This window comes from Parasphingorhabdus sp. (assembly GCF_036963805.1).
Lineage (GTDB): Bacteria > Pseudomonadota > Alphaproteobacteria > Sphingomonadales > Sphingomonadaceae > Parasphingorhabdus.
In genome coordinates this window covers 587,125-598,333 of sequence record NZ_JBALUN010000001.1, presented here as the reverse complement: position 1 = coordinate 598,333, position 11,209 = coordinate 587,125, and the positions used below count along the sequence as shown (strand labels likewise).

The window sequence follows — 11,209 nt, the reverse complement described above, 5'->3', positions numbered from 1 at the left end:
TTTCCCGCGTTCTGAAGGACTTGGTTGCGCCGAAATCATATGAAGAAGACGCTCCGCCCGGGCGTGAAAAAATCCTCTATTACAGCGCCTTCACCGAAGATCTGTTTTATTGGGATAACGATCTTTTAGATGATACTCAGCTCAAGCTGATGATTCACCAGAACAGCTTCACTGACTTTATTTTCAAAGAGCAGGGTCAAGAGGTTAATGTCACGAGGAACTTTCAGCGCTACACAAATGACAAGCTGAACCCAAGCTTCAATCAGGAGTATCAGCGTCAGGACCAAGCCGGCAACGAGAGCACGATAAAGGCGTTTTCCGAAGTGACCTTTTCGGTCGAAACTGGCGGCAATACGCCTTCGGGTAACTTCAAAATATCCAAGGGCGAAGAGAGTATTTTCATCTGGAGCCTTTTCTACACCCTGCTCGAAGTTGCCAGTGGAGTGCTTCAGGTCGCAGAACCCGATGACAGAGATACCGATCAGTTCAATCAGCTGGAATATGTTTTCATTGATGATCCGGTGACCTCGCTCGATGAAAACCATCTTATCGAACTGGCGGTAAATTTGGCTGCATTGATCAATCAGGCTCCGCCTGAGCTGAAATTTATCATCACAACCCACAGCCCACTATTTTACAATGTCATGCACAACGAGCTTGGCTTGAAGAAACAAAATAAAAGTGATGGTTGTTATCTTTTGGAGCGCCTGGACGATGGGACCTATGACCTGAACGTGAAATTCGGTGACTCCAACAAGAGCTTTTCATACCATTTGCATCTCAGGAGAGTGCTGGAAGAGGCAATCTCTGCAAACCGGATTGAACGATATCACTTTTCGCTTTTGCGCAATCTTTACGAGAAGACGGCAGCCTTTCTAGGCCACAGGCAATGGGGAGATCTGCTTGACACGGTGGAGGGTGATAAGAAATCCTATCTGAACCGGGTCATCCAGTTTTCCAACCATTCGACACTTTCCAGCGAAGAGGTCCGGGAGCCGACGCAACCAGAAAAGCAAATCGTAAAGCTGTTGCTTGATAACCTGATCGATAATTACGGCTATTGGCAACAAGGCGAGCAAAATGGTTGAGCAGACGAAACCCATAGCTGAATCGAACAACTTCATCGTTCTGGACAAATACACCAAAGAATGGACTGCTGCCGAGCATTATCAGAGCGAAGATGATCTGGAACGCGAGCTGGTCCGCGATCTAGTTAATCAGGGTTATGAATTTCTACCCAACCTCAAAACCCCCGCTGCCATGCTGGCCAATGTGCGGGTGCAGCTCCAGTCGCTGAACAGCGTGACTTTTACCGATGCCGAATGGGCGCACTTTACCGAAACCTATCTGGATAGGCCCAGCGATAACATCATTGAGAAAACCAAGAAAATTCAGAACAACCATATTCATGATTTCGTGTTCGATGATGGCCGCATCAAAAACATCGCGCTGGTCGATAAGAAGAATATCGCACGCAACAAAGTGCAGGTGATCAAGCAGTTTGAACAGGCCGGGGTTCATGCAAACCGGTATGATGTGACCATATTGGTGAATGGATTGCCTTTGATCCAAATTGAGTTGAAAAAGCGCGGCGTCGCTATCCGCGAGGCATTCAACCAGATCCACCGATACAGCAAAGAAAGCTTCAACAGCGACAATTCTCTGTTCAAATATCTGCAAATCTTCGTGATCTCTAACGGCACAGATAGCCGCTATTTCGCAAATACCACCAAGCGCGATAAGCACAGTTTCGATTTCACAATGAACTGGGCAAAATCCGACAACAGCCTGATCAAAGACCTGAAGGACTTCACTGCTACTTTCCTGCAGAAGCGCACGCTGCTAAATGTCTTGCTGCAATTTTCGGTTTTTGATGTCAGCGACACGTTGCTGGTGATGCGTCCCTATCAAATAGCCGCCACGGAACGCATTTTGTGGAAGATCAACAGCTCTTATCAAGCGAAGGGGTGGAGCAAGCCTGAAAGTGGCGGCTTCATCTGGCACACCACCGGTTCTGGCAAAACTCTGACCAGTTTCAAGGCCGCGCAGCTGGTCACTGAACTGGATTTCATCGACAAGGTATTCTTCGTCGTGGACCGCAAGGATCTCGATTATCAGACAATGAAGGAATATCAGCGGTTTTCGCCTGATAGTGTCAACGGCTCTGACAACACCGCCGGGCTGAAACGCAATCTGGATAAAGACGATAATAAGATCATCGTCACCACAATCCAGAAACTCAACAATCTGATGAAGATCGAAGGCGATCTGCCTGTCTACGGACAGCAGGTGGCTTTCATTTTTGACGAATGCCACCGCAGCCAGTTTGGTGAAGCGCAAAAGAACCTTAAGAAGAAATTCAAGCGCTACTATCAATTTGGCTTCACCGGAACCCCGATCTTTCCCGAGAATGCTTTGGGAGCAGATACAACCGCCAGCGTATTCGGCAGGGAGCTGCATTCTTACGTTATAACCGACGCCATCCGCGATGAAAAAGTGCTGAAGTTTAAGGTCGACTACAATGATGTCCGCCCGAGATTCAGGAATATCGAAACCGAGCAGGATGATCAAAAGCTCAACGCTGCAGAGAACCGGCAGGCCTTGTTGCACCCAGAGCGAATCCGCGAAGTTTCGCAATATATCCTTAACAGCTTCCGCCAGAAAACTCATCGCATGAATACAGGCGACGGCTTTAATGCAATGTTCGCCGTCAGCAGCGTGGACGCCGCTAAGCTGTATTATGAAACCTTAAATGCGCTGCAAGCAGATAGCGAGCGGCCGCTAAAGATCGCTACAATTTTTTCTTTTGCGGCCAATGAAGAGCAGAATGCAGTCGGCGATATTCAGGACGAGGGTTTTGATGTGTCGGCGATGAACAGGAGCGCAAAGGAGTTTTTAAATGCTGCCATCACTGACTATAACACGTTCTTCAAAACAAATTTCAGCACCGAGAGCAACGGCTTTCAGAACTACTACCGGGACTTGGCAAGCCGGGTAAAATCCAAAGACATTGACCTGCTAATTGTTGTCGGAATGTTTCTTACCGGATTTGATGCCCCTACCCTTAACACTTTATTTGTTGATAAAAACCTACGCTACCATGGACTGCTGCAAGCATTTTCTAGAACCAACCGGATTTATGACGCCACCAAGACATTTGGTAATATCGTTGCTTTTCGTGATTTGGAGCAGGCGACCATCGATGCAATCACGCTTTTTGGTGACAGTAATACCAAGAACGTGGTTCTGGAAAAGAGCTATAAGGAATACATGGAGGGTTTCACAGACTTAGCCACGGGCTTAGCCCGGCGTGGGTTTGTAGAAATATTGCATGAACTCAAGGAACGCTTCCCGAAACCTGATGAAATCGTGAACGAGACAGATAAGAAGGCGTTCTCAAAACTGTTTGGCGAGTATCTGAGGGCCGAAAATGTCCTTCAGAATTACGATGAATTTGCCGCGCTGAAAGCATTTCAAACAGTGGATCAAAGCGATTCTAAAGTCGTCGAAGCCTTCAAAGAAGCCTACTACCTGAATGATTCTGAGATACACGACCTTGCGGCTGTTACGTTGCCAGCTGAACGAAAAGTCCAGGATTACAGATCAACGTATAATGACATTCGTGATTGGTTGCGCCGGGAAAGAGCGTCAGATGAAAACGCGCAATCCACCGTCGAGTGGGACGATGTTATTTTTGAAGTCGATCTGCTTAAATCGCAGGAATTCAATCTTGACTATATTCTTGAGCTAATCTTTGAGAAAAACAAAAACGTGAAGGACAAAGACGATCTGATCGAAGATGCCCGCCGGGTAATCGGCGCCAGCTTTGGGAACCGAGCGAAAGAGAGCCTTCTGGTGGATTTCATAAATCAGACTGACCTTGATATAATTAGCGACAAAGCCGATATTCTTGAGGCATTTTACTCATTTGCCCAGAAGGAACAGCGCCGTGAAGCTGAAGAAATTATCGTTGCTGAAAATCTTAACTCAGAAGCAGCAAAACGTTATTTAGTTACTTCTATTAAACGCGAATTTGCCAGCGAGAATGGCACTGATCTGAATGCGGTCTTACCCAAAATGAGCCCTTTGAGCCCACAGTTCCGCGTCGTAAAGCAACGTGTATTCGAAAAAATGTCGACTTTCGTGGAAAAATTTAAAGGGGTTGGAGGACAGTTATAGCAGCGCCAGGTAACTAAAGTCGGATAATTCTGACTTTTTCCTGAAAGCATTACGCATCAGGGCCGCCAACAATTGTCCGACCATATATGCGATAGCAAGTGATACGGGCGATATAAACGTCACGCCAAAGTCTCCAAACCCTGCAAATAATCGCTCCATTTCTGCAATAATGTGCGGCGCATCTCAATGAAAGAGGTCCGCTTATACGCACGCACAACTCTATCGGGCACGACATGTGAGATGGCCGCCTCCGCAACAGAATCTGGTATCTCCGGCACATTCTCCGCTGCCCAGTCACGAAACGAACTGCGGAAGCCATGAGTGTCATGAGAGAGGCCGGCATCGCGTAATACTTTGTTGAACGTTCCATCTGAGAGCATTTTGCCGGTAGGGCTAGAAACCACCAGGTCGGTTGGCTGCGGCTCGAATTCTAGTTCCGAGCGAATCTGTTCAAGAAGCTCTATTGCGCCTGTGTTGAGCGTGACAGTATGCGTAACTCTTTCTTTCATTAACCAAGCTGGACGATGCCAAAGACGCTCAGCGAAGTCGAATTGGCCCCATTGAGCTCCGCGAACTTCTCCTGGACGTGACGCAGTAAATATCTGAAGGAGCTGCCCTCTACGACCCTGCGTTGGCGCGTTGTGAATATGAGCAGCAACCCACGCCGGAACTTCCCGGTAAGGCATCACGTCAAAGTGACCAGGCTTAGGTTGTCTAGGAAGGCCTTTACTAATAGATTTCTGCGGTGCTTCTGTTGGTCGCCAGCCCTTCGCGTGCGCAAAGTTTAATACCGTTCCAATGCGCTGACGAACTTTCTTCGCAATCTGGGGTTTGTCGCTCCAAATGGGCTCGAGCGTAGTGATGATATCGGACGTAGAAATCAGATGAACACTTTTCCCCCCCAAGGTTGGATAGGCATGCTTGGTCAGGGAATTGAGAAAAGCATCCGCATTCTTTTTGGTCCATCCCTTTTGCAACGAGTTGTGTGTCGATATGGCCGCTTCCTGAAAGGTTGGAACTTTCTGCCTCTCGCGATCGCGCTCTTCGATTGGATTTAGGCCCGATTTCGCCGCGCTTCTGAGCAGCCCCGCCTTTTGCCGCGCTTCCGCGAGCGAAAGCACTTTACGCTGCAGTATAGGAATAGTGACCTCTAGACTACTGTCGTCGGTCTTGGGTGATGTTTCCACGGTCCCCAGACCAATATCTCGACGTTTCCCATCCGCCTGAATTCGAAGCACCCACGATTTTGCGCCACTTGGCTTCACCATAAGGTAAAGACCCTCGCCGTCACCATGCTTTCCGGTTTTGGCGTTCCTGACCGCCAGAGCGGTTAATTTCGGCATAGATTGATCCCCTAGTTGTTCCCACACTGTGATGTGACTGGAGGCGATTGTCAACGAACAACTGCCAAATAAAATCGGCTTAATACCTTATGATTTAGCTAGGAAAACGGCGGCCTGCGAACATCAGCGAGCATCAAGTTAGATTCCTCACGGGGGATCCAATTTACCGAAATAAGATATGTATTTGAGTCGGTTTCTCTGCAAACTTGTTCATTTCGAATTTAACGGCGGAACAGATTTTTGCGAAGCAATACCGACACCGATATTTTATTCCGTTCGACTACGCCAGCCGTCGTCGCGAAGCCATAAGCCGGCGGACACCATTCATTATATCTATAATTAGAGAAATGGAGGAAACCAAGTGTTTGGAGGCCCGACCCGGAATCGAACCGGGGTGCGCGGATTTGCAATCCGCTACGTCACCACTCCGCCATCGGGCCGGAGAGGAAGCGCAATTGCTTTGCTTTATGCCAGATGTCAACAATAACTTATCTCCGCGGCCCGACATAATGTCGCGGAAAAGTCGCTATGATTGAAAAAACGCTGAAATCCGTCTTGGCGGCATCGATAAGTGCAGCTAGAAGCGCATGAATGACGAACATACTGTATTGCCTTAATAATACAGGAATGGCATAGGCGAAACTCAAACGCATCAAAGGTGGTATTGTGGGTCACGAGAATTTTAAAGAAATGCGCAAATCCATGGTGGTAAGCCAATTACGGACAAGCGATGTCAGCGATCTGCGCGTTATAGCCGCAATGAGCCACATCGCCCGGGAAGATTTTGTGCCCGCTGCATCTCGTAGCGTCGCCTATTCCGACCGCGGTGTGAGCGTTGGTGAGGGACGGTCTTTAAACGCTCCGCTAGCCACGGGGCGCCTTTTGGACACAGCGGAATTGACGAAGGATGACAATGTCCTGCTTATCGGCGCTGCGACCGGTTACACCGCCGCTGTGCTGGCGCAACTTACCGGTTCAGTCGTTGCGGTCGAACAATCGGCCAAACTCGCTGCCAAGGCAAAAGACAATCTCAGCGCACTCGACAATGTGCAGGTTGAGCAAGCAAATCATGGCGAAGGCTTTGCCAAAAACGCGCCCTATTCGGTTATCATCATTGATGGCATTGCAGAGGCAATACCATCAATGATGACCGACCAGCTTGCGGATGCAGGACGTCTGGTCGGGGCAGTAATGGACAAAGGCGTTGTTCGTCTGGTCGTCGGGTATAAAGTCGGTGACACGATCGGCTATCAATTTTTTGCGGATTGCGGCGGCACTGTCCTGCCCGGCTTTGAACAGGCAAAGAGCTTCAGTTTCTAATATGCAGACTGTTCTGCACATATTTTCCAGGAGACGTTTTCAATGAGTAAGCGCAATCTGTTGCTTAGCGCCGTCGCCATTGCGACCCTCTCCAGCCCAGCCCATGCCGATACGCTCCGCGAAGCTTTTGTAGCCGCTTATAAAACTAACCCCACATTGTCGGGGGCTCAGGCCGGACAGCGTGCAGAAGATGAAAATGTCGCCATCGCAAAGGCAGATGGTCGTCCAAGTTCCGGGTCCACCTTTGTCTATCAGGAAAATTTCCTGCGCAACGCTAACAGCTTCACAGCACCGCTTCGGCAAGCCAGCGCAAGCGGTGACATTAGCGTCCCCATTTATTCCGGCGGTCGGGTCAAAAACTCGGTCCGCGCCGCGAAGACTCGGGTTTCTGCCGGTCAATATGATCTGCGCGGCACAGAGGCCAGTTTGTTCAGCAATGTAGTTGCCGCCTATATGGACGTCATGCGCGATGAAGCCGTCGTCAAATTAAACCGCGCCAATGTCGGTGTGCTTGATGTTAATCTGGAAGCAACCGGCGACCGCTTTGAAATTGGCGATCTGACCCGCACCGACGTCGCGCAATCCGAATCACGGCTAGAAGTAGCCAAAGGCGAGCTGGAAACTGCGCGCGCCAATTTAATTAGCAGTAAGGAAAATTATATTGCGTTGGTCGGACAAGTTCCCGGCGAGCTGCAATCACCGCCGCCCCTGCCCAATTTGCCAGAATCGCCAGATGAAGCGGTGGACATTGCCTTGCAATTTAATCCCGACCTGTTGGCGGCAAAAGAACGCAGTGAGGCCGCAGAATGGGACATTAAAACCGCGCGCGGTGTCGTCAAACCGACAGTCTCAGCTTATGCTCAGGGCAGCTATGTGAATTATCTGGATACGTTGGGCGGCAGCGTCGCCAGCGCCACTCTGGTTCAGGAACAATCCGATGCCCAAGCCGGTGTGCGCCTGACCGTTCCTATCTATCAAGGTGGACGTCCCGCAGCTCAGGTGCGTCAGGCACAAGCCCGATCCGGGCAGGCTTATGAACAGCTTATCGAAACGGAACGCAGCATTATCGCGCAAACGCGTGCGGCCTATTCCAGCTGGCGGGCGTCGGAACGTGTTATCCAGTCATCAGAACGGGCAGTAGCTGCTAGCGCTCTATCTCTGGAAGGTGTTCGTGCTGAAAATAGCGTCGGTAACCGAACTATTCTCGACATATTAAACGCAGAGCAGGAATTGCTCAATGCACAGGTGCAACTGGTAACGGCACGGCGAAACAGCTATGTTGCCGGCTTCACCCTGCTGGCCGCAATGGGGCGGGCGGAAGCCCGTGACTTGGGCCTCGACGGCGGACCGCTCTATGATCCGCAAGTCAATTATGACCGAGTTAAAGGTCAATTTTACGATTTTCAGTCCGATCCAAATCCTGAGCCCCAGGCAACCCATACGGTCAATACTCCGGCGCAGACAGCCGATATTGAACCTCTACCAGTATCCAAAGGTAGAAATTAGCGCTCCATCAACAGGCAAATAGTTGCCGATGCTATGGTTAATAGGCTAAGGTGGCCCAATAGCGCGAGCTGCTTTGGTAATATTGAGTTTGGGGACTTTGCAAATGGCGGAACATAATAAGGAATCTTCGATGGAGGAAATTCTGTCTTCGATCAAACGGATCATCGCGGAGGACAAGGCGATTGACACGGAACGCCCGGCTGCGAAGCGCGAAGATATGTCGCAAAGCAACGAAGCCGCACCACGCATCAAATCTGTTTCCAATAATGTTACCCCCATTGCACCGATACCGAAAATAATCGCCGCCAAAAAAGACCAGATGGGTCAGCCCTCCGATAAAGTTTCCGATCGTGATGACGGTATACTGGAGCTTACCAATGAGGTCACAGACAATATTGCCTCTTCCGCTCGCGGCGTGTTTGGCGATCGCCGTAAGGAAGAGCGTTTGATTAATGATCAGAAGCTCGATTCGATGCGCCAGTCACTCTCCGCGCTGGTAGCTATGGAAGGCGCTAGCGACTCTGCACCCGCAAAACCGAGCAATGGCACATCACTGGAAGATATGACCCGCGATCTTATGCGACCGATGCTAAAAGAATGGCTGGACGACAATCTGCCAAAACTGGTTGAAGAAATGGTCTCACGCGAGATTCAGCGGATTAGCAACAAGTAGCTTTACCGAAGCTGATCCTGCCCAATCTAATCTCGATTGCCATGACGGACGGACGTGCTAAGTTCGGTCGCATGAAAAATCTATCAAAAGCAACATTCATCGCCCTGCTAACCGCTAGCACAATATTTTCTGCGCCGATTGCATCCGCACGGCCAATGACGGCAGAGGATCTTGCGACGCTGAAGCGCCTTGGTGTACCGGCGGTTTCGCAGGATGAAAAATGGACCGCCTTCGGTGTTACAGAGACCGATCCGCAAAGCTATGAACGCTCAACAGCGCTTTATCTGCTCGATCTCACGAAACCCGATGCGGCTCCTGTACGCATTGCCGATGAGCCTAATGCAAGCGAACATAGTCCGGCCTTCTCCGCTGATGGAAAAACCATTTACTATCTTTCAGACGCCAGCAAAACCGAACAGCTTTGGCAAGTGGCAATTACAGCCGAAGGGCAGGAAGGCGAACCAGTTCAGGCTAGTGATTTGAAGGCTGATATTGCGGGTTTCAAACTCTCACCCGAAGGCAGTAAAATAGCTGTTTGGGGTGATGTTGCAAAAGATTGCCCGACCTTTGGTTGTGATAAAGACGGCAATCGCGCCCTGTCCGGCCCCGGTACCGGACGGGAATATGAGGAGTTATTTATTCGTCACTGGTCGAGTTGGGAAACGCCGGGCAATTATAGCCGGATTTTTGCTTTCGACCTCGACAATGGCAAATTAAGTGGCAACGGCCAGCCATTAGATGGTGATCTGATCGGCGATAGCCCTTCAAAGCCCTTTGGCGGCGGCGAAGAAATTGCATGGTTTATGGAAGGTGACGGCCTCGCCTTCACGCTGCGCAACGCAGACCGCAATGAACCAAAATCGACCAATTTGGACATTTACGGCGTAGCTGTTGATGGATCAGAGGCCACCCCCCAGCCAATGCCGGGTAACGGCCAATCGACCGACAGTTTGCCAGCCTTCTCACCAGACGATGAAATATTTGCATGGGCTGCCATGGAACGTCCGGGATATGAAAGCGACCGGATGGTCATTAAGCTATTGACCAAAGGCAGCAAAGAACCGCGCATCCTGACAGGTGACTGGGATCGCTCCGTCAGTTCCATAGTTTGGACAGCCGACAGCACAGCCTTGATCGTCACCGCACAGGACGTATTGGATTGTCCTGCATTTCGCGTGGACATAGCGGACGGCAAAGTGACGCGGCTGACCAAAGAAGGCAGCGTCGGCAACATTACCCCGCTTAAAGACGGTTCGATGATTTACACGCTCAACAGCCTGCAAGCGCCGGACAATATATATCGCCGCGCAGCCGATGGCACCATCACACAGCTCACCAATATTAACGCCAAAGAACTAGCCGAAATTGACAAAGTTGCCGTGCAACGCTTTAATTTCAAAGGGGCGGGAGGCGATCAGGTTTGGGGTCAGATCATCAAGCCGGCAGGGGCCAAGGGCAAGCTTCCTATGGCCTTTCTGGTGCATGGCGGTCCGCAAGGCAGCTTTGGCAATGGCTGGTCAACCCGTTGGAATCCCAAGGTTATGGCGGCGCAGGGCTATGCCGTTGTTACTGTCGATTTTCACGGATCGACCGGTTACGGACAGGCGTTTACCGACAGCATTAATCAGGATTGGGGCGGAAAACCGCTCGAAGACCTGAAACTGGGTTACGCCGCTGCGGTGAAGATCGACAAGCAGATTGACGGGTCACGTTCCTGCGCTTTGGGTGCCTCTTATGGCGGCTATATGATGAACTGGATTTCGGGCCAATGGCCGGATCAGTTTGACTGTATCATCAACCATGCCGGTGTGTTTGACCTGCGCTCTATGTCGCTCAGCACAGAGGAATTATGGTTTGACCAGTGGGATCATGGTGGCCCTTGGACGACGCGGCCAAATCCGGAAAAATGGAATCCCGTCAAGCATATCGCGAAATGGAAAACCCCGACGTTAGTCATCCATGGCGAAAAGGATTTCCGCATCCCCTACACGCAAAGCCTGATGGCCTTTACCGCGCTTCAGGAAAATGAAGTACCATCCAAACTGCTGATCTTCCCGGATGAAAACCATTGGATATTAAACGGCAAGAATAGCGTGCAATGGCATAAGACAGTGTTCGACTGGATGGCGAGATGGACAAAGGAAAAGCCCGCCAAATAAAACGCGCTTAGTTTCCGGGTTGCCCCTCG

At 50.3% G+C, this 11,209-nt stretch carries 7 protein-coding genes and 1 tRNA gene; 6 read left to right on the top strand and 2 right to left on the bottom strand.

Features of this window, described 5'->3' with window-relative positions; genetic code table 11:
* The first annotated feature begins 20 nt into the window (after positions 1-20).
* Together V7676_RS02940 and V7676_RS02935 are read left to right on the top strand one after the other, a co-directional pair.
* Complete coding sequence (locus tag V7676_RS02940; RefSeq protein WP_335658163.1) at positions 21-1,088, top strand: AAA family ATPase; 1,068 nt, start codon at positions 21-23, stop codon at positions 1,086-1,088.
* Positions 1,081-4,179, top strand: coding sequence for an HsdR family type I site-specific deoxyribonuclease (locus tag V7676_RS02935; RefSeq protein ID WP_335658162.1), 3,099 nt, complete (start codon positions 1,081-1,083; stop codon positions 4,177-4,179). Before V7676_RS02940 ends, V7676_RS02935 begins: the two co-directional genes overlap by 8 nt.
* A gap of 119 nt (positions 4,180-4,298) precedes the next feature.
* Here the strand turns inward: V7676_RS02935 and V7676_RS02930 are convergent, their stop codons facing one another.
* Positions 4,299-5,522, bottom strand: a complete 1,224-nt coding sequence (locus tag V7676_RS02930; protein ID WP_335658161.1) for a tyrosine-type recombinase/integrase — start codon at positions 5,520-5,522, stop codon at positions 4,299-4,301.
* A 366-nt stretch (positions 5,523-5,888) separates the two neighbouring features.
* Positions 5,889-5,962 (bottom strand) — tRNA-Cys (locus V7676_RS02925).
* A gap of 250 nt (positions 5,963-6,212) precedes the next feature.
* Between V7676_RS02925 and V7676_RS02920 the strand changes: the two genes are divergently transcribed.
* From V7676_RS02920 to V7676_RS02905, 4 genes are all read left to right on the top strand, one after another.
* Complete coding sequence (locus tag V7676_RS02920) at positions 6,213-6,842, top strand: protein-L-isoaspartate O-methyltransferase family protein (RefSeq protein ID WP_335658160.1); 630 nt, start codon at positions 6,213-6,215, stop codon at positions 6,840-6,842.
* A gap of 42 nt (positions 6,843-6,884) precedes the next feature.
* Positions 6,885-8,348, top strand: coding sequence for a TolC family outer membrane protein (locus V7676_RS02915; RefSeq protein WP_335658159.1), 1,464 nt, complete (start codon positions 6,885-6,887; stop codon positions 8,346-8,348).
* A 103-nt stretch (positions 8,349-8,451) separates the two neighbouring features.
* On the top strand, positions 8,452-9,021 hold the full coding sequence (locus V7676_RS02910) for a DUF2497 domain-containing protein (RefSeq protein ID WP_335658158.1): 570 nt from the start codon (positions 8,452-8,454) through the stop codon (positions 9,019-9,021).
* Positions 9,022-9,092: 71 nt separating this feature from the next.
* A complete protein-coding gene (locus V7676_RS02905) occupies positions 9,093-11,180 on the top strand; it encodes a S9 family peptidase (RefSeq protein WP_335658157.1) in 2,088 nt (695 codons plus the stop codon).
* The last annotated feature ends 29 nt before the right edge of the window (positions 11,181-11,209 follow it).